Source organism: Methanolobus sp. (assembly GCF_030682845.1).
Taxonomy (GTDB): Archaea; Halobacteriota; Methanosarcinia; order Methanosarcinales; family Methanosarcinaceae; genus Methanolobus.
The window spans coordinates 37,942-56,569 of sequence record NZ_JAUXNK010000045.1 but is presented as its reverse complement, the minus strand read 5'-3'; the positions used below and the strand labels follow the sequence as shown (position 1 = coordinate 56,569).

The 18,628-nt window shown below is 46.2% G+C and carries 16 protein-coding genes; 5 read left to right on the top strand and 11 right to left on the bottom strand.

Annotated features, from left to right (window positions below; genetic code table 11):
* Window positions 1–15 precede the first annotated feature (15 nt).
* Window positions 16–1,539, bottom strand: coding sequence for a DNA-directed DNA polymerase II small subunit (locus Q8J68_RS04715; protein ID WP_305310401.1), 1,524 nt, complete (start codon window positions 1,537–1,539; stop codon window positions 16–18).
* Between the two features lie 180 nt (window positions 1,540–1,719).
* Here Q8J68_RS04715 and Q8J68_RS04710 point away from each other — a divergent pair, with 180 nt between their 5' ends.
* Complete coding sequence (locus Q8J68_RS04710) at window positions 1,720–2,280, top strand: signal peptidase I (protein WP_305310386.1); 561 nt, start codon at window positions 1,720–1,722, stop codon at window positions 2,278–2,280.
* Window positions 2,281–2,308: 28 nt separating this feature from the next.
* On the opposite strand, the gene Q8J68_RS04705 is transcribed toward Q8J68_RS04710, so the two are convergent.
* The gene (locus Q8J68_RS04705) at window positions 2,309–3,544 is read right to left on the bottom strand and encodes an ORC1-type DNA replication protein (protein WP_305310385.1); all 1,236 of its coding nucleotides are present in this window, start codon (window positions 3,542–3,544) and stop codon (window positions 2,309–2,311) included.
* A gap of 628 nt (window positions 3,545–4,172) precedes the next feature.
* Between Q8J68_RS04705 and mfnA the strand changes: the two genes are divergently transcribed.
* The 3 genes from mfnA (at window position 4,173) to Q8J68_RS04690 (ending at window position 8,055) form a co-directional block, all read left to right on the top strand.
* Window positions 4,173–5,360, top strand: coding sequence for a tyrosine decarboxylase MfnA (gene mfnA / locus Q8J68_RS04700; RefSeq protein ID WP_305310384.1), 1,188 nt, complete (start codon window positions 4,173–4,175; stop codon window positions 5,358–5,360).
* A 176-nt stretch (window positions 5,361–5,536) separates the two neighbouring features.
* Complete coding sequence (locus Q8J68_RS04695) at window positions 5,537–6,628, top strand: CBS domain-containing protein (RefSeq protein ID WP_305310383.1); 1,092 nt, start codon at window positions 5,537–5,539, stop codon at window positions 6,626–6,628.
* 29 nt (window positions 6,629–6,657) lie between these two features.
* On the top strand, window positions 6,658–8,055 hold the full coding sequence (locus tag Q8J68_RS04690) for a TraB/GumN family protein (RefSeq protein ID WP_305310382.1): 1,398 nt from the start codon (window positions 6,658–6,660) through the stop codon (window positions 8,053–8,055).
* A 189-nt stretch (window positions 8,056–8,244) separates the two neighbouring features.
* Here Q8J68_RS04690 and Q8J68_RS04685 read toward each other — a convergent pair whose 3' ends face one another.
* From Q8J68_RS04685 to Q8J68_RS04675, 3 genes are all read right to left on the bottom strand, one after another.
* The gene (locus tag Q8J68_RS04685; RefSeq protein WP_305310381.1) at window positions 8,245–8,706 is read right to left on the bottom strand and encodes a transglutaminase family protein; all 462 of its coding nucleotides are present in this window, start codon (window positions 8,704–8,706) and stop codon (window positions 8,245–8,247) included.
* Window positions 8,707–8,778: 72 nt separating this feature from the next.
* A complete protein-coding gene (fhcD, locus tag Q8J68_RS04680; protein WP_292465738.1) occupies window positions 8,779–9,675 on the bottom strand; it encodes a formylmethanofuran--tetrahydromethanopterin N-formyltransferase in 897 nt (298 codons plus the stop codon).
* Window positions 9,676–9,834: 159 nt separating this feature from the next.
* The gene (locus Q8J68_RS04675) at window positions 9,835–11,511 is read right to left on the bottom strand and encodes a hypothetical protein (RefSeq protein WP_305310380.1); all 1,677 of its coding nucleotides are present in this window, start codon (window positions 11,509–11,511) and stop codon (window positions 9,835–9,837) included.
* 250 nt (window positions 11,512–11,761) lie between these two features.
* Here Q8J68_RS04675 and Q8J68_RS04670 point away from each other — a divergent pair, with 250 nt between their 5' ends.
* Window positions 11,762–12,091, top strand: coding sequence for a hypothetical protein (locus Q8J68_RS04670; RefSeq protein ID WP_305310379.1), 330 nt, complete (start codon window positions 11,762–11,764; stop codon window positions 12,089–12,091).
* Window positions 12,092–12,116: 25 nt separating this feature from the next.
* Here the strand turns inward: Q8J68_RS04670 and Q8J68_RS04665 are convergent, their stop codons facing one another.
* The 6 genes from Q8J68_RS04665 to Q8J68_RS04640 all read right to left on the bottom strand — a co-directional run bounded on the left by Q8J68_RS04665 (window position 12,117) and on the right by Q8J68_RS04640 (window position 18,579).
* Entirely contained in the window at window positions 12,117–13,751 is a 1,635-nt protein-coding gene (locus tag Q8J68_RS04665; RefSeq protein ID WP_305310378.1) for a GAF domain-containing sensor histidine kinase, read from the bottom strand.
* A 465-nt stretch (window positions 13,752–14,216) separates the two neighbouring features.
* The gene (locus Q8J68_RS04660) at window positions 14,217–14,465 is read right to left on the bottom strand and encodes a hypothetical protein (protein ID WP_305310377.1); all 249 of its coding nucleotides are present in this window, start codon (window positions 14,463–14,465) and stop codon (window positions 14,217–14,219) included.
* A 4-nt stretch (window positions 14,466–14,469) separates the two neighbouring features.
* Window positions 14,470–15,564 carry a DNA polymerase IV gene (gene dinB, locus Q8J68_RS04655; protein ID WP_305310376.1) on the bottom strand — a complete coding sequence of 365 codons (1,095 nt, stop codon included), beginning with the start codon at window positions 15,562–15,564 and terminating at the stop codon, window positions 14,470–14,472.
* A 123-nt stretch (window positions 15,565–15,687) separates the two neighbouring features.
* Window positions 15,688–16,611 carry a cysteine synthase A gene (gene cysK, locus Q8J68_RS04650; RefSeq protein ID WP_305310400.1) on the bottom strand — a complete coding sequence of 308 codons (924 nt, stop codon included), beginning with the start codon at window positions 16,609–16,611 and terminating at the stop codon, window positions 15,688–15,690.
* A gap of 33 nt (window positions 16,612–16,644) precedes the next feature.
* Complete coding sequence (epsC, locus tag Q8J68_RS04645) at window positions 16,645–17,625, bottom strand: serine O-acetyltransferase EpsC (RefSeq protein WP_305310375.1); 981 nt, start codon at window positions 17,623–17,625, stop codon at window positions 16,645–16,647.
* Window positions 17,626–17,877: 252 nt separating this feature from the next.
* Window positions 17,878–18,579: a class I SAM-dependent methyltransferase gene (locus tag Q8J68_RS04640; RefSeq protein WP_305310374.1), complete on the bottom strand. Its 702-nt coding sequence runs from the start codon at window positions 18,577–18,579 to the stop codon at window positions 17,878–17,880.
* Window positions 18,580–18,628: the final 49 nt, after the last annotated feature.

The window sequence follows — 18,628 nt, the reverse complement described above, 5'->3', positions numbered from 1 at the left end:
GTTTCCGGGCCAGGCTCACTCATCAAATCTCAGTATCGTCGTCTTGAAGGTGGAAAGGTCTACAACAGGGACCTGGGCCGGTGTGGGGACGACATTCATCCTTTTCTGGAACTCGGTCTGGGATTGCCAGGTACCTGAATTTATCAGCAGGACATTCTTGTACCACTCAACTCCTATGGTATGCACATGACCGCAGTGCAGGATATCAGGCACCTGGTTCAGGACAAAATGGTCCTGTTTTTCCGGTGCAATGGAAACGCGGCTTCCATAAATAGGAGATAGGTGCCTGAACTTCATCATCTCGACCATGCCTTTTGTGGGGGCATGGTAGGATACGCCCGGGACTGCGGCCACAAGGTCGTCAATGGAACGCCCATGGTAGAGAAGGACCCTGGCGCCATCCAGATCTACCATCGCAGGGTTGCCCACAAAGGTCACATTGTCCGGGAAATCCGCCCTGATACGTTCAGGCAGTTTTGGCTGAGGTTCCGCCTGGCGCACAGCATCATGGTTTCCAGGAGAAATAACGATTCTTATATGTTTTGGGATCTCTTCGCAGTATTCAGCAGCTCTTTTATACTGGTCATATATATCCTGAATGCTCAGTTCTTTTTCCTGTCCAGGATAAATGCCGATACCGTCAACAAGATCTCCCGCAATGAGAAGATACCGCACCTCCCTGGAGATGTCTGCAAGTGCTTCACTATCGGTATTCCCCTTCAGGAAATCAATGAAATGCTCCCAGGGTTCTTCGAGGAAAGTGGAACTGCCGATATGGACATCAGACGTCAGTACCGCCTTCCCGTAAGTGCCACCTTTTCTTGACATAGTGTTTGGCAGGTCCGGGAGAATTATCTTCTGAACTATCATCAATTTGCCGTCATTTGTGAGAGTACCTGTGAAGCCGGCGACCTCATCCAGGACAAGATGAGCAGCCTGCTCGAAGAGTTCCTTGTCAGCCGTGCGTACAAGCACCGAGAATGTGCCGGTGGGGTCCTCAATCTCAAGGATCTTATGACCATTGCTTGTGCTTTTGATTTCAGATACCATGCCGATTATCGATATTTCACTTTGCTCACCGGTACCGCGCCTGCTTACAGAACTACTTGCAGAGCGTTTCTTTTTCAGGCTCTCTATGGGTCTTGCATTCACACGGGAGCGGATGATATCACTTAACTTGCTGTAGCGGTTCCTGAAATACTGGACAAACTCCATATACTCACCCACACATGTGGAATTGTCCGAGATATCGGAAATGATAGTGATAGGGTTTTCACATAATGAATCCTGATCACTCACAACAAATGAGGATATGGGCATTGAGGACTGCAGGGTAACAACGTTAGAGCCATGCGAGTCACCAAATGATCCAAGATCGACATGTTCAACACCGATGACCAGTACCGATATGTCAATGGTCTTAAGCACGTGACTTATAAGCTCTTTAGGAGAACAATGAGAACATATCAGTTCCACTGCTTCAGGACTGATCTGATAGCCTTCTTCTATAAAGGCTGTAAGGACATCGACTTCATTCATGTCTGTCATGCGCATGGTTGAACGGGATTTTTGCTTATCTGCGTTAATGTAATTATGAATGCGGTCAGTAATACAATTATAGTTGGAAGTAATTATCCATACGTTAAGATTTTATTGGCTTCAGTATATTCTTATCGCTAAAATATCTTTTTGCGTGCTCGAACACAGGCAGGATATATAATGAACTTAAAAGGCGCTTATAAAGCTTTCAAAGAGAGTGATGATTTCTTTATTTCACTCGCCCGCGATCTTACATCGGTATTGTTAGCCGTTCTTGTATTTGCATCTTTCTCTTATCTCGTTTTCGGGATGTGGACACCTATGGTCGCCGTGGAATCAGGAAGTATGGAACCTCATATGAATGTCGGAGACATTGTTTTTATCCAGAGCATCGACAGGACCCAGGTCATAACATATGAGGAAGGCACGAACAGTTATACTTCCTTTAACAGCTATGGAAATGTCATCCTGTACAAACCCTATGGAAGAGACGGGGTCACCCCTATTATCCACAGAGCCATGTACCATGTGGAAGAGGGAGAGCCCATGTGGGAAGGCGGACCAGCGGCGCCTCATGCAGGTTACATTACCAAGGGAGACAACGAGGTAACGAACAGGTATTATGACCAGCAGGGACAGGTCAGCTATATGTTGCCTGTAAAGGAAGAATGGGTGATCGGGGTTGCAAAATACAGGATACCATACATAGGGTACCTCAGACTCATGCTGCCCAGCTTCTGATCCAAACTTCTGATTACAGATGCAGCTATTACAGATGCAACTGGGTCGTCATCACAGGCTTAAAACCATCAAGGGGTTTGAGCCTGTAATCCTCAAATAACACTTTTTTTGTGCTTGTTATGGGAACGCTCAGGACGATCTCCTTTGTCCTGCCGTACCTGCCTTTGCTTACGACGACCGCATTGACAATTCCAAGCATGTCAAGCTCGGACATAAGGTCAGTGACCCTGCGCTGAGTAAGGATATCCATATCCACGTGCATGCATAACTGACGGTACACATTGTAGACCTCGCCGGTGGTGACATTCCTGTAGCCGTTGTTCCTCAACAGCATGACACTGTAGAGGGACAACTTGGACTGGGTGGGAAGCGTGCGCACGACCTCAACAACACGGTCGATCTCGATCTTCTCCTGTGCAATCTTGACATGATGTTCATCAACACGAGATTGGTTCTCACGTTCAGCAATTTCACCTGCAACCCTGAGAAGGTCCAGAGCACGCCTCGCATCACCATGTTCCTGGGCTGCAAATGCAGCACACAGCGGGATGACCATTTCATCAAGGGCATGTTCCTTATAGGCTATCTGGGCTCTCTCACGGAGGATATCACTTATCTGTTCAGCATCGTATGGAGGGAATATGATCTCTTCCTCCCCAAGGGAGCTTTTTACTCTGGGATCCAGGAACTCTGTGAACTTCAGGTCGTTGGAAACTCCTATCATGCTAACTTTAGCCTGCTCCAGATCAGTGTTTATCCTGGAAAGATTGTAAAGAACATCATCGCCTTTTTTGATCAGTTTATCTATCTCATCAAGAATTATAATGATAACCTGTTTTTCAGAGTCAATTGCTTCCTTGAACTTTGCAAAGACCTGGTCGGTGGGCCAGCCAGTCATTGGCACATCCTCGCCAAACTGCCTTGACAGATTTGCAAGAAGCCGGTACTGGGTGTCTATTACCTCACAGTTCAGATAGACCACTTTACAGGAAATCCCCAGCGATTCACCTTTTCTTTCAAGCTCGATTCCCACATGACGTGTAACAGCTGTCTTTCCAGTGCCTGTTTTACCATATATCAGTATATTTGAGGGAGTATCCCCCCTTAAAGCTGAAACCAGGATAGAAGCAAGACCGTTTATCTGATCGTCCCTGTGAACAAGAGAATCCGGGGTGTAAGAATGCCTTAAAACTTCTTTGTTTTTAAAAATAGGTTCATTTTCCAATAACTCCTGAAATAAACCATCCAACGACTTATTTTGCATTTTTGCGTCACCCTAATAATATCAATAATAAACACAGTATTATTTTTCAGGAACAAAGCGCTATAATAATAGTTTCTTATCAGTTTCCTTTTTTGTTCCAAAGGATACATAGGAAGGGTAGGTTATTAATGGTTATGGTTAAGACCCCCCTGTTTCAACTGGAGCAATGGAAAGAATAAAAATGGACCGAAAAAAGCATGTTAAGAGACGCTAAATTTTTTCCGGGAACAATGATTGATCAGTGATTGATAAGCATCAGTGTTTCATATGGAGTTAAACCCCTTTGTTTCAACTGGAGCTTTTATAAAGGAGAGAGACCCCATGATTTCAAATGGAAACCTAAAAAAAGATGCAAACAACTTTTTTAACATTCTAAAAAAACCTGGCAGTGTAAGTATGAACTTGTTAGTATATATAATTTTCTTTTTGTTTAATACAAATTGTACGAAGGAAAAATCCTCAACTCAATTCCAGTAGAAACCATGGGGTAGCTCTCAGGGCTACAAACTGATCCCAATTTTTCCAAATCTCTCTTTCTCTCTCTTTAATATTTTCTGCAATACAATTCCTGCAATACAATTCTTGGAACACAATTCTTTTAAATATCCTCTAATATTCATCTTTCCAAATGAATGAAACCGGATTGAGTGAAGAAGAAATCCTCTCTCTTCTGAATGATGCAAAAACAAAGGACTTCAGCTATGATCGTGTCCTGAGTTCCATGTGTACTGCTCCTCACAGGATTGCTGTTAAAGCTCACATGCAATTCATTGAATCCAATATGGGAGATTTTGGTCTTTTTAGGGGCACTCATGAAATGGAAAAAGAAGTCATCAGGATGACAGGGAATATGCTTCATTGCCCCTTCACAGAAGGTTATCTTACAACAGGAGGAACCGAATCCAATATCCAGGCTGTCCGCTCCATGCGTAATTTGCATGAACGAAAACATTCCGGATCAAGACTCAATGTCGTTGTCCCAATATCAGCGCACTTCTCTTTTGACAAAGTATCTGATATTCTTGATATTGATGTAAGGAAGGCTCCTCTTGACAGTGATCTCAAAGTTTCGATTGAGGCAATGAGATCTCTTATAGATGAGAACACTGTGGGGCTTGTTGCGGTAGCCGGCTCCACGGAATTTGGCCAGGTCGATCCTATCAGGAAGATTTCCGAACTTGCACTTGAAAAGGTTCTCCCTTTGCATATAGATGCAGCATTTGGCGGTTTTGTTCTTCCCTTCCTTGAGCAGGAACATGTGTTTGACTTTTCCCTGCCTGGAGTGACCTCCATTGCAATAGACCCACATAAAATGGGTCTGAGTACTATTCCTTCAGGTATCCTGCTATTCAGGGAATTCAAGCATCTGAGATGCCTTAAAGCACATACTCCTTATCTTACTGTGGACAGCCAGTACACCATGACAGGAACACGCAGCGGAGCTGCTGTTGCAGCTACCTTTGCTGTCATGAAATTCCTTGGGAAGGAAGGCTATACTGAAACGGTCAGCAAATGTATGGAAATGACGCGGTATCTTTTAAGAAAAGCTGCAGAGATAGGTGTCGAACCTGTTATTGATCCGGTGATTAACGTTGTAGCTCTCAAAGTTCCTGAACCTGCTGTGATGAGGGCCACTCTTTCCAGGGAATATAACTGGCATGTTTCAATCACACAGGATCCAAAGGCTCTGCGCCTGGTCATAATGCCTCATATGAGCTGTGAAATGATCGACATGTTCATGGCCGATCTGACCAAAGTGCTGGGTCCTGTAAGTAGTTCAAAAAGTGAGCAAAAGTGGGAAAACGAGCAAAAGTGAGGGGTGAGGCTGATAGTACCTTGCCTTGAAGCGTGTAAGGCATCTGTACATCCAGCCTGCATTAGATATGAATATATATCGCAGATATATACACATGAGCCAAGCAAGGTGAAAGTGTTCTCCAAAGCATTTGACTTTCGATAAAACTAAATAAGAACGTAATCTAACATCACGTTATGAGGACCTCATTTAAGATCGGGACTATAATAGGGATACCGGTAAAACTGCACATTACATTTTTACTGATATTGCCTGTATTTGCTTTTGTTTTCGCGACCACGGAACCACCTCTGGGTTTTGCCGGGACGCCATCAGGGCTTATGGTCTACGCCCTGTCCCTCATAACAACTATCCTGCTCTTTGTCTGCGTGCTTCTGCATGAGGCCGGGCATTCATACATTGCCAAAGGTTATGGCGTTGAGATCAGGGACATAACCCTTCTGCTTTTTGGCGGCGTTTCTTCCATGGAGGAAATTCCCAGGGTTCCGTCCCAGGAACTGAAGATGGCCTTTGCCGGTCCCTTCGTCAGCTTTGTGATTGGTGTTACATTGCTGGCCCTCAACGTACTGGTTTCCTCCTCTGTGGCAGGTTATTCGGATACCTCAATATTCCTAATGCTCAATATCCTGGGTTCTATCAATATAGTACTTGCTCTCTTTAACCTCCTGCCTGCATTTCCCATGGACGGCGGCCGTCTTCTCAGGGCATGGTATGCAAAAAGAATGAGCTATGTCAAAGCTACTCACTATGCGGCTTCCTTTGGGAAACTGTTTGCTTTCCTTATGGGAATAATAGGCCTGTTCTTCAATCCCTGGCTTATCCTGATAGCTTTCTTTGTTTATATCGGGGCTTCAGAAGAGGACAGGTCTACCACTATCACAGTGCTGCTGGAAAGGTACAGCGTAAAGGATATTATGACAGCAGATGTTGTTTCTGTTTCTCCTGATATTAATGTGGAAGATCTCTCTAAACTCATGTTCGAGAAAAAGCACCTGGGTTATCCGGTGGTCAAGGGTAATTCTTTAAAAGGGATTGTGACATTTACGGATATACGCAATATCCTTCCGCATGAACGCTACGCAAAACTTGTGTCTGATATCATGATCAGCGACGTTATCTCGGTATCTCCCCAGGATCCCGCGTCTGAGGCTTTTAAGGTGATGACCCGGAATAACATCGGCCGTGTACTGGTAATGGACAAAGGAGAGCTTGTAGGTATACTTTCAAGGTCTGATCTCATGCGGGCCATGACGTTGCTAAACGAATGATCCAAAAAAGGATTCCAAGAGGATAAGAATTGAATCAATCCAGCAATTACGACGATTCCCAGGAGACGCCTTATGCCTATGCTTCTACCAGTGCAAGCGGTGGCCTTGATCCCGGCAGCATTGAGACAGGTCATACAGTCTCTTCTGACAGGGAAACGGGGATCGAGCTTGTCAAAGAGATAATTCCCCAGTCAACAACTGAAGCCGGGGCTCTCCCGCCCACAGAGATCATAATTGTGGGAACTGCCCATGTATCGGAGAAGAGTGTCCGGGAAGTAAATAATGCTATCAGCCGGGAAAAACCTGATATTGTGGCCGTGGAGCTATGTAGTCCCAGGTATGAAGCTATCAAGGGCAATGTGCAAAACACCCAGGTGCCTGTTAAAGAACTGCTGAAGGAAGGCAAGATCTATTTCTATATCGTGCACATGCTGCTTGCCCATATACAGAAGAAGTTCGCTGACCAGATGGGTATCCAGCCGGGTGCCGAGATGATCGGAGCCATCGAAGCGGCGGAAGCAAGCGGTGCGCAGGTCCTGCTGATAGACAGGAATGTCCAGGTCACTCTCCAGCGCTTCTGGAATGAAATGGGATTCATTGAAAAGATCAAGATGATGGGAGGCCTCCTGGCTGCAGTGCTTGGTATTGGCGGCACCAAGGATATAGATATGGATACCATCACCAACCAGGATATTGTTTCAGTCCTTGTGGAGGAATTCAGGGTAACTTCTCCCAATGCTGTCAAAGTCCTTATCGATGAAAGGGACGCCTACATGGCCAGAAACCTGTTAAGGGCTGCCGGTAGCGGAGGAAAAAAGATCGTTGCTGTGGTCGGGGCAGGTCACAGAGCCGGCATACAGCGCTATCTTGAGAATCCGGCCTCTCTCCCTAAGGTCGATTACTCCGTGGAAACCCCAAAAAAGCGCTTCAGCCTGGCCAAGCTGCTGGGTTTTGCAGTTGTAGGCATTGCCATTGCGACATTTGGTTTGCTTCTGTTATCAGGCGTTCCATTCGAGACGATGATGGTAGCCTTTGCCTGGTGGTTCATCATAAACGGTGTACTTAGTGGCGCAGGTGCCCTGCTTGCCAGGGGACATCCATACTCAGTGCTCACGGCCTTCTCTGTAGCCTGGCTGACATCCTTAAACCCCATGATGGCCGCTGGCTGGTTCGCAGGACTCACCGAGGCAAAGTACCGCAATCCCACAACAGATGATTTCAAGAAGCTTATAGATGCCGAAAATACCGGGGATATGATGAAGAACAATCTCTTCAGGGTAATATTGGTGGCAGCCCTGGCAAACCTCGGTAGCATGGCCGGCACATTCCTGGGAGTGTATGTGATGCTTGAGGTCACAGGAGTTAACCCCAAGGAGATGATCCAGGCAGGAATAAGTGCAGGGTTCCTCGCTCTGGGACTGGGATAAATCTGAACAAGAACAAATGAAAAAGACCAAAAGCTGGTCTTCATCTTCTATTTTTCTTTCCCGCTATCAACTGAATATCAGGCAAGTTATCATAGACTTCATCATATGTTCTGTATTCACTTAAAGATTCAGCAACAACCGGAAGTGGATCTGGCCAAATTTCCGGCAGGTCGGCCTCTCCGTCAATCTTTACCTCATAGGCCAGCTGTTCTTGAGGCGGGTTGAATGTGCATTCACTCCTTCCCTGTTCCCTCTGGCATCGATACGATACCATCCTATCTCTTCGAGATATACAGCATTGAGCCCGTGGAGGCAAAATGGAGCTCCATCATCATTCCTGCTCAGGCGCTGGTAGCAAAGACCCGCAGGTATGGAGTTTGCCCTGAGAAGGGCTGCCAGAAGGTGACTCTTGGCATAGCAATAACCTGTGCCGTACTTCAGGACTTCGGAGGCTTTCAGGGTGACCGGGTTCATCAGGTGGTCATGGCTGTGCAGTATCTCATCCCTGACAAACTCAAAGCAGATTCTTGTTATCTCAACAGAGTTTTTGCTATTTCCTGCAAGTTCCTTTGCCTTCTTCATGACGGCCGGGTAATCAAAATCAATAACGTATGTTGGCCTTAGATAATCTTGCATTTGTGTCATTTTCATCTAAACATAGAGAAAAGAGCTGGTAGATAATACTGATCGATATGAGCATGAAAACAGAAAAGAAAAAAGACCTCAGACGAGGTCTTTCAGGTGGAACTGGAATTTGCCGAGCTTGCCGCCGTAGTTTCCTGCAGTGATCTTCTTGACACCGGGGACTGTGGTGGCTGCTTTGATGCCTATCTGCATTGCCTTCTTTATTGAGGCTTCGTCAAGGCCGTTGATGACCAGCTCGAATACTGCTTTCACGTCAGCGGGGATCTCGGTTCCTTCGACCTTGTCCCTGATGGTGGGGCAGAACTTTTCGTTGGCTGTTGCCTTCATGAACTTGGCGTACTTGTGGGAACCTGCCTTGGAGCCGCTGGCTACTATGCCTCCGGGGAAGGGAGTGATGGTGCCTTCAAGTTCCTTGATGGTGTCCACGGCTAACTCTGCAGCTGTAAGCGCGGTCATCTGGCTGTCACCGAAGATGAAGAAGTTACCGCCTGCGATACCGGGTATTGCGCCGATGTTCTCCTCAACCAGGAAGTCTCCGCCCATGATGGGTATGCTGTGCATCTTGCGGCCTGCGATCTCTTTTACGGATTCCATGCCGTCACCGAAGAACTTCAGCTTGAAACCGACATTGAACTGCTTCTCAGCAGCAGGGAGGCCGTTAAAGACCGCTGTGGTCGGGGCTGTGAGCACACACTGCCCGAGGCGCTCAAGGAGCTGGTGTTCCAGTGCATCGTATCCGAAAGTGCATATCTGGATATAGTATCCCGGCCTGCCGTCGGGTGTCTCCTGCGGGCTTGCATATCTTTCGATGCCTGCCTCAGCCGGACACATGATAACAGATGTACCAAATCCTGTTGCTTCCAGCGCTGCAACCTCTGCCCAGCGCTTTGTTGCTGCAGTGATGAGCACTCTTGCGATCTTGATCGAAAACGCTTCAGCAAAAGTATCTTCTATTTCTACTCCGTTGATTTCCATAATGATCCCTTTTTAAAGCCTGATCCTCAGGTTTAATTATATAGTGTACGGAATTTGTCATATTGCTTTACGTGTGAACGTAAGCACTACAGCATATAAGAATACAATCGCAGTACATATATCCTTCGAAAAGCAGACCTAAAGAGGCTAAAAGCCGAACTATCGTCCACCTGAATTATTATAGGTCTTTTCAAAGAGTGCAAACATCTCCCTGTCAATTTCCTTATATTTGCCAATTTCAAAAACTGCATCATTGACAAAAACCATCAGCTCTTCCTTTTGTGACAAGCCTGCAAGGGTCTTTGAGGAGAGGGCAGTTGATTCCACCATCTGTTCCTTTATGGAAGCTTCACACACCTGTACGAGCGCATTTACTGAGAGTGAAGCCTCTTCATCTAGGTTCTTTTCTGCAGCAAGCACACAGAAATATTCAATATGGCCTATAACATCAACGACTTTCTCATCGGAATGTTTTCTTGCAGCAGTAACGCCTATATCTTTTAAGGAGCCTGTGATCTCAAGGTAGGACCGCTCACCGAATATGTCCCCTATATCCCTGAATGCCGCAACGACCTTACGGAGGGCATCATTCTTCTTCCTGTCAGGCGACTCCTGGACGGTCTTTATGCAGATATCCCGAAGAGCTATGATTATCTGCTTCTCAAAAGTTTCAAGCCTGTTCTCCCTGACCGTGACTGCAACATTCACCATGGCTTTGCGTACATGCTCAAGTGTATGGATATCTTTATTTGAGGCGGCATCCAGAGCGATGATCTTCAGAAGATAGACAGCTTTTTCAACAGGTTCTATCATTTTATGCGTAGCGGCTGTCTGGCCCACTTTGCCTGCAGATAGTGCAAACTCATACATTGGAGTGGAAATATAATTATTATTCAATGCATTGTAAAGGTCTTTTATTGTATTTGCTCTTCTGATCTGTGATACCCTGCCCCCGGGAAGAACATAGTTTCTTCCTTTGTGAAGAGTAAAGAGATTGTGCATGTGCTCTATTATCTGCAGTGTGGAACCACTCATATTCTTTTCAGCGCAATCACTGCCGATAGTGGCCATAGCTTTTGTGATCTCGTTAACGATATCTATTTTCTTTTCGCTCTCTGCAAGCACACCCAGCCTATAAAGATGTGAGCTCAAATGACTGACTATCAAAGAACTGTTCCCGCCTGCCATAAGGACTTGGGAACCGAATCTTCCAAGAGAATGTATTCCTTTTACTGCCGTGAGGTCGTCGTCATTCCTTAAAGCACCCCTGATTATATCGACAACAAACTGAAGAGGATCAAAGACCGATTTTCCGCTATCCATCTTTCTGTAATGCTCGCTCATTTCATAGGCATTCAGTTCCCTGGTAATGGCAAGGAACCTTTGGCTTATCCTTTCATTATTGAGATAATCGGCAAAGAGAAATCCAGAAACAGAAAGTACAAGGGACGCGGCAACTACCATTCCTATGCCGGTAATACCGGATGCTCCTAGGATATGCAGTATTGACAGTGAGAGTGCAAAAGTTCCCAGGGTGTAGGAGAACATGTTTCCAAGGACATCTTTCTTGTCCGGGAGCCAGAGGCACACTGCCCAGATAGAAGCAAAACAAACAGCAAGCACTATATTGCTGTAAAAGAACTCCATTTCCCGGTTTGTAAGCAGCGTGATCACGAATGCAAGCTGTATGGCAAGTGCACCGATGGCCAGGTCTGCACCTATATCCTTATGGCCTATCTTCAGATTGTTCTTTGCAATAATATCAATGAGCAGGAAGACGGCTATCACGCCTATTACCAGCGCAGTGTCAATGATATTTATGATCAGGATCTGCATAGGACTATATCTGTCATTTTTATTTATATATATATGCTGAAAAGATATCCATCAACTCCCTTTTTAGCAGGCTGTCTGCCTTCAAATATATCTGTGCTATTAGAAATGGCAAATCAAAGATAACATTTCTTTATATCACAGACAGATACAGAAACCTTTATCAATATTCACACAACAGTAAATTGAGAACATTATTCAAAAGCTCTTTTTTCTTAGATGATCTCTTTTTTGTAAGGTCATGGAGAGTTTCATGGATAGTAATTACAGGGAAGTCACAGATTCTGACTGGCGCAGGACAATCCTGTATATTGTATCATTTTCAGCTATAATCGTAGCAGCTTCTTTTGTTTTGTTACCGGAGAACTGGTATCTGTGGGTATTGATAATTGCCTTGGGCACATTCCAGCTGGTTTCCTGGCATGCAAAGAATTTTGCCTATCGCTGCCCTAACTGCGGTGAGGTATTCGAGATATCTCTTGCTGCTGATTTCTTAGGTCCCAATGGCGGTACAAAGAAGTATCTGAAATGCCCAAACTGCAGCAAGCGTTCCTGGGCCACGATACTGGCTAAAAGTAAATAAGGGCCTGGTAGACACTGTCCCACGATCAGGCTTTTTTCAGGGAGACCCAGAATATGCTGCCTCTGCCAAGAGGATTGTCATCAACACCTGCTTTTCCCTTGTGGAGATCTATTATCCTCTTTACAATGGCAAGCCCGAGGCCGCTCCCTTTTACACTGCCCTTATCCGCTCTTTTGAATCTATCAAATATCATGGGTTTGTCCTGGTTGCTTATACCAGAACCAAAATCAGTTACCTGTATCCTGTATTCATTTCCAAGGTCCCGGATGCTGACAATTATCTTCTCTTTTTCAGGGCTGTACTTGATAGCATTGGACAGAAGGTTGATGAATACCTCTTCCATTAGAGGACTGGCATGAACAACGCAACCGGGGACAGGATTGAAAACAAGCGTAAGACCCTTTTTATCGATATAGTCCCTTAAAGACCTTATAGCTCTCTCAATTATCGGGACGATGTCCTGCTCCTGGAACTTTACATCAGATACTGATTCCAGCTTGATGAATTTTGTAGCCGACTCAATCATATCTATCAGTTTTTCGTTGTTGCTGTGAACCTTATCAAGCAACCTTATCTTATCCTTGTCATCCTCAATTATGAGAAGTTCCTCTGTGAAACCGCGGATGATATTTGCAGGATTAAGAAGGTCGTGGGTGAGTATATCCGTGAACAGTACTTTCAGTTCAGTGCTTGACTCAAGCACCCTGGTGTATCTGTGCAGGTTCTCTTCATTTTCCCTGCGGTTGATGGATTCCGCAAGCACGTTGGCGACAGACTGCATGAAATGGATATCGTCCTCCGTGAACACTCTGCTCTGTGCGGTATGAACGCTCAGGGTCCCAAAAGGCCTGTCCTTACGTCCGATGAGCACGTCCATCCCGCTTACAAGTCCATGATCCCTGAGCAGAGAATAGCCGCTGAACCTGTCTTTTGTTTCTCTGTCCATGACAACTGCCGGTTCACCTGAGTAGAGGGTATAACAGAGTATGTTGCTGGAATCATCAATGTGGGCATCAATATCACTGTCTTTTGTCTCATCCTCCCATCCTACTCCTGCGATCATGACAGTGTTCCCAGCCTTCTCCTGTCTCATTATCCTGCAGTATTCCACATTAAGGGTCAGTGCGACAAGCCTGACCGCTTCTTTCATAAGGCTGTCCAGGTCACCATCTGAAAGTCCCTGCTGTCCAAGTCTTGCAACCGCAGCGTGCTGGCTTTCCCGCATCTTCAGGATTCTCTCAACGTTCTTCCGCTCGCTGACATCCTTGGTATGTCTTACCACCATGACAACATTATGTTCTTCATCAAGGATGGGGGATAACTCGACAGACTTTGTTTTTCCATCAAGGGGATCTTCGATCTCATACTTGCGACATCTTCCGGTCGTCAGCACTTCCAGCATGTAGCACGGTTCACAGGGAGTGGAACGTTTCATAAGGCAGCTATAGCAGTAAGGATGACCCTGCTTATCCCTGGCGGGAACAGAATCACAGTGCTTCCAGTTGCTCATGACGATCCTCATGCTCCTGTCGATCACAACGATGTGATCCTGGACCGACCCCAGCACTTTCCTGAGCAGGTCAAGCTGGAAATCTTTTTCCTCTTCGTTTTTTACTTCATAGCCTGGAATATCGATCCCTCTTTGGGTTGAACATGTCATACAGTCAATGTGGAAAATCTCTCCTGTTATTTTATTTATAAGTATCCATGCAACAAAAAGATGATAATTATCATCATTACCAGTTTTACCAGAAGAAACTCCAAGAAATGCTCAAAAATCAGTTCAAAGCTTTTTAAGCTCACCACCACAGAACTTACAGAATAGTGCCTCCTGATCGTGCCCATTATATCTGCATCTGCTGCACTCCTTTGTTGAACTGAGCTTTTTCCTTTTTTCCATAGAAGCGAAACTCATCTCTGCTGTCACAATCCCGGTAGGCACAGAATAGATACCGTGAAAAACGAGTTCAACCTGATCTGTACAGCAGTAAACTTAAAAAATATACCTACTCAGCACAAAAGTAAAGGTGTAATTAATAAAGTCATATCTTATGGGACTTTATAGTATCTATGACCAAAAAAATTGGAATTGTCGGACAGCCTGTGAAGTTGCAAGCATCCTTCCTCAATTTATCGTGAAGATTATCGTGAAGAACCACTCCAGCATGTGCAGCGATTCGCCATACTCGCTTCTGATAGGAGCAGAGCTATCCATTATGACAACAAGCACGCTGAAAAGGATACTCACGCTGAGAAGGACATCGAAGGCTTTTCCGGCAGGAGTGTCGGCCTCAAATATGATATCATATATCCGTGCTCTCCAGTTATCACCCGGTGGCCTGTTATCCGGAACCTTACTATATGGAAGAGGCATGACATCACTCCGCAAAATCGAACAGGCTCTTCTGTCCGGTCTTCTCACTAAGGTTACCGACCATCACTCCAATACGCCTGAAGTTCATTGTGGTCTCCCCGAGGAACTGGCCCATCATCTCCCTGGCAGTATCATGGAGCGCCTGCCTGTCGGATACCGGATGGCTCAGGGTCCTGCTCTTTGTGGATGTTTTGAAATTTGAAAAGATGACTGTGACTGTAACAGACCTGAAACCGACTTTTCGGGCCTGCGCCCTGTTCATCACATCGTCTGCAAGCTCGGTAAGAAGTGAAAAGACTATCTGCTCGTCGTGTGTGTCATGTTTAAGCGAGGCCATCCTACCAATCTGATCACTTGCAGACCTTTCCCTTACAGGCGTTTCATCGATCCCGGAAGCTGCATGCCTGAGCCATGTACCCTTGTTCTTCCCGAATACCCTGACAAGCTCCATTATGTCATGTTCCTCCAGGTCGGCGACTGTCATGATTCCCATTTGTGCAAGCTTGTCTTCTGTTACTTTGCCTATGCCCCACAATTTGCCCACAGGCATAGGTCGGAGAAAGTCCTGCACTTCCTCTGTCCTTACAATGGTAATGCCATCAGGTTTGCGGAAAGAGGATGCCATCTTGGCTATGAGCTTGTTGGGACCTATACCCACAGAACAGGTAAGCTTTTCCTGTGCCTTCACTTCTTCCTTGATGCGCATGCCTATCTCCCTGGCAATGTCAAAGTCAGAATTGCAGGAGCGGGTTATATCGAGGAAAGCCTCATCTATGCTGGTTCTCTCAAAAGCCTCCTCGCTGTCAGCATAGGAGTGCAGTATTGCCATTAAGTTCTTTGACACTTCTTCGTAGAATCCCTTGCGCACCGGGAGGAAAACCGCATCAGGTTTAAGGGACCTGGCCTGCCGGCAGGGCATGGCTGCACGTATGCCTGCTCTCCTGGCAGCATAATTACATGTGCTCACAGCCCCGCCTTCTTCGCCGCGGTTGGAGTACATGCACACCACCACCGCCTTATCCCTTATAGAAGGATCTTCCCGCTCTTCAATGGCTGCATAGAAGTAGTCCATATCCACATGGATTATCACACGTTGCATTGAACTTATTTGGGCGGGAGACTTTTTATGGTTAACTCTCACTTATTTTCAAGTCATTTGCAGCCATCTGCAATATTGTACTATGTTGACCCAGGTTGACTATCTTTTGACGTTAACTTAAGCTTATTCTGCAAGAGCTGTGCTCAGATACCTCTCACCTGTATCAGGCAGCACGACTACAATGAGTTTGCCTTTATTCTCCTGCCTCCTGGCTACCTCCAGGGCTGCGTGAAGTGCTGCACCGCATGATATTCCGCAAAGTATCCCCTCCATTTTCGCAAGCTTCCTGGCGGTTTCGAATGAATCCTCATTGCTGACCTGGATTATTTCATCAATGATATCCATATTAAGGACACTTGGCACAAAACCGGCTCCTATCCCCTGTATCTTATGGGGCCCTGGTTTTCCTCCGGAAAGCACCGGCGAATCTTTAGGTTCGACTGCAACTGCCTTGAAACCAGGCTTGCGGGATTTGATGACTTCCGATACTCCCGTGATAGTCCCGCCCGTACCGACACCCGCAACCAGGATATCCACAGCGCCGTCCGTGTCATTCCATATCTCCTCGGCGGTCGTGCGACGATGGATCTCAGGATTTGCAGGGTTCATGAACTGGTGAGGCACAAATGAGCCGGGTGTCTCCCTGGCCAGCTCCTCAGCTTTTTCGATGGCGCCTATCATTCCTTTAGGGCCTGGAGTAAGCACCATTTCGGCACCCAGCATTTTGAGTATTTTCCTTCTTTCCTCCGTCATTGTTTCAGGCATTGTGAGAATGAGGCGATATCCTCTGGATGCACACACAAAAGCCAGGCCAATGCCTGTATTGCCTGATGTGGGTTCTATGACGACAGTATCCTTGCTCAGAAGCCCTTGCTCTTCGGCCTTTTCTATCATACTCAGGGCAATACGGTCCTTAACAGAGCCAAGCGGATTAAAAGCCTCCACTTTTCCCACAACTGTTGCATAGCAGCCTTCAGTTATCCTGTTCAGGCGTACAAGTGGTGTGTTACCAACCGTTTTTGTAATATCACTATATATTTTCCCGATCTTACCATCCCCTGAAGTTAATCAATTCTTGTATCAGTGCTTCTCTTTAATGATGAGCCTTGGTTCCTCAATAATTACCTTCGTATCCGGAGGGACCGATCTGGTGATCCACGCGCTTCCACCGATCACTGAACGCGCACCAATCACAGTTTCTCCTCCCAATATGGTGGCATTGGAGTATATTATAACGTCATCTTCTATGGTCGGATGTCTCTTCTTTCCACGGATCAGCTCTCCGCTCTCATCTTTTGGGAAACTGAGCGAACCCAGGGTAACTCCCTGGTAGATGCGGACATTGTCTCCGATCTGGCAGGTCTCTCCAATGACCACTCCGGTGCCATGATCGATGAACAGCCCTCTGCCGATCTTTGCTCCCGGATGTATATCGATGCCTACTGCACTGTGAGCATATTCTGTCATTATGCGTGGAAGTATCGCTATTTTCTGCTTGTGCAGCTCATGGGCTACCCTGTAGACCGTCAGGGCAAAGATTCCGGGATAGCTGAAGATGATCTCGTCGTAGCTTTTGGCCGCAGGGTCCCCATCATAGGCTGCCACTACATCGGAAGCCAGAAGGGAGCGTATCATGGGTATCTTCTCCAGGAAGGCTATAGTTTCTGCCTGTCCCCGGTCTATGCATTCTGCGCAGTCCTCCTCGTAGCGGTTGCAATCATGAATGATGCTGTTGCTAATCTGCTCCGAGAGCTGCTCAAAGAGCTTTGTTATCTCACTTCCAAGGTGGTATCGCAGGTTATTCCTGTCCAGGGTCTGCTCCCCGAAATAACCCGGAAAGAGGATATCCTTGACCAGGCCTATTATTTCTATAAGTGCTTCCTTTGAAGGTATCACAGCCGCATCCACATGGTCAAAACAATTGCTGTCATAGCAACTGTCAACAACTGAATCAACTATACGCGGTATCTGGGAGCGGTACCTGTTATCAACCAGAGATTTCAGGATAGCGCATCTTCTCTGTTCTGTTTCTGATCCATTGACCATGTTCTTTCCTGCCATGATAAGTTACCTGTTAAAGAATATGTATCAGCATAGTATCTTATAATGTTAACGCTGTTAACATTCTTCAGACACTTAACCTATCTTTTCCTGCAATTATGACCCTCAATTCCCTTCAACCGCAAAAGTTCGATGTGATCCCACCGGCGAAGCATGCTTTTCAAAAACTGTATCCCTTCTACCCAGTCTTCACATACACATTATTGGTAATCGCATTTAAGAGCTTTGAGCAGAATCCTATGCTCCTGTATTTCACTTGATGCAGTAGAAACCGGCCTGCATATAGGAATACCAAAGCAGTTCCACGACCTTAAAACCTGACCCTCTCAGCAGTTCAAGATGCTCTCCCACGGTTATGGGAAAATATTCCACATCAAAACGGGCGAGGTTCTTTTCAACATCATCAGGGTCTCTTTCCAGAGCCAGCTGGAAGTTCCTCACATAATTTTTCCCGATGATGATGCCTCTATCAGTAAAAGGTCTGATGTTCTCGAAAGTGATATAAATCCCGTCATCCTTTAAAAGCCTGTAACAAACATCAATGGCCTCTGCCCTCTCTTCGCGGCTGAGGTAATGGTGGCACTGGATGGCAGTGATGATATCGGGTCTCTCCCCCGTTATCCCTGAGAACCCCTGAGTCGGGGAGGGCTCAAGAAACACTAGTTGTTCCCGGGAAAGGGAAGACAATTTTATTTTCGCCTGTTCCAGCATGTTCTCTGAAGGATCCATTAGCAGGAACCTGGTGTCAGGAAACTCTTCAGCGGCCTTATGAACCAGTGACCCTGTCCCGCAGCCGGTATCCAGCCATACATCTGGCTTGAAGGGCAGTGCCCTGACAAGATTGATGACCTCCCTGTGAAAAGCCTGATAGTAGGGAATGGTACTGACTACCCTTGCATCAAAATCCTCCGGCAGGTGAGACGTGGTGTCATTTTGTGGCTGTGCAGGTTGCATAACTGAGACTTGGAATGGGTGGATTTAAATCTTGTTCAGGTCAGTCCTG

Coding starts and splice junctions, on each gene's coding strand:
- Q8J68_RS04715 (WP_305310401.1), bottom strand. CDS start 1,539: ATGAATGAAGTCGATGTCCTTACAGCCTTTATAGAAGAAGGCTATCAG.
- Q8J68_RS04710 (WP_305310386.1), top strand. CDS start 1,720: ATGAACTTAAAAGGCGCTTATAAAGCTTTCAAAGAGAGTGATGATTTC.
- Q8J68_RS04705 (WP_305310385.1), bottom strand. CDS start 3,544: ATGCAAAATAAGTCGTTGGATGGTTTATTTCAGGAGTTATTGGAAAAT.
- mfnA (WP_305310384.1), top strand. CDS start 4,173: ATGAATGAAACCGGATTGAGTGAAGAAGAAATCCTCTCTCTTCTGAAT.
- Q8J68_RS04695 (WP_305310383.1), top strand. CDS start 5,537: ATGAGGACCTCATTTAAGATCGGGACTATAATAGGGATACCGGTAAAA.
- Q8J68_RS04685 (WP_305310381.1), bottom strand. CDS start 8,706: ATGAAAATGACACAAATGCAAGATTATCTAAGGCCAACATACGTTATT.
- fhcD (WP_292465738.1), bottom strand. CDS start 9,675: ATGGAAATCAACGGAGTAGAAATAGAAGATACTTTTGCTGAAGCGTTT.
- Q8J68_RS04675 (WP_305310380.1), bottom strand. CDS start 11,511: ATGCAGATCCTGATCATAAATATCATTGACACTGCGCTGGTAATAGGC.
- Q8J68_RS04670 (WP_305310379.1), top strand. CDS start 11,762: ATGGATAGTAATTACAGGGAAGTCACAGATTCTGACTGGCGCAGGACA.
- Q8J68_RS04665 (WP_305310378.1), bottom strand. CDS start 13,751: ATGACATGTTCAACCCAAAGAGGGATCGATATTCCAGGCTATGAAGTA.
- Q8J68_RS04660 (WP_305310377.1), bottom strand. CDS start 14,465: ATGCCTCTTCCATATAGTAAGGTTCCGGATAACAGGCCACCGGGTGAT.
- dinB (WP_305310376.1), bottom strand. CDS start 15,564: ATGCAACGTGTGATAATCCATGTGGATATGGACTACTTCTATGCAGCC.
- epsC (WP_305310375.1), bottom strand. CDS start 17,625: ATGGCAGGAAAGAACATGGTCAATGGATCAGAAACAGAACAGAGAAGA.
- Q8J68_RS04640 (WP_305310374.1), bottom strand. CDS start 18,579: ATGCAACCTGCACAGCCACAAAATGACACCACGTCTCACCTGCCGGAG.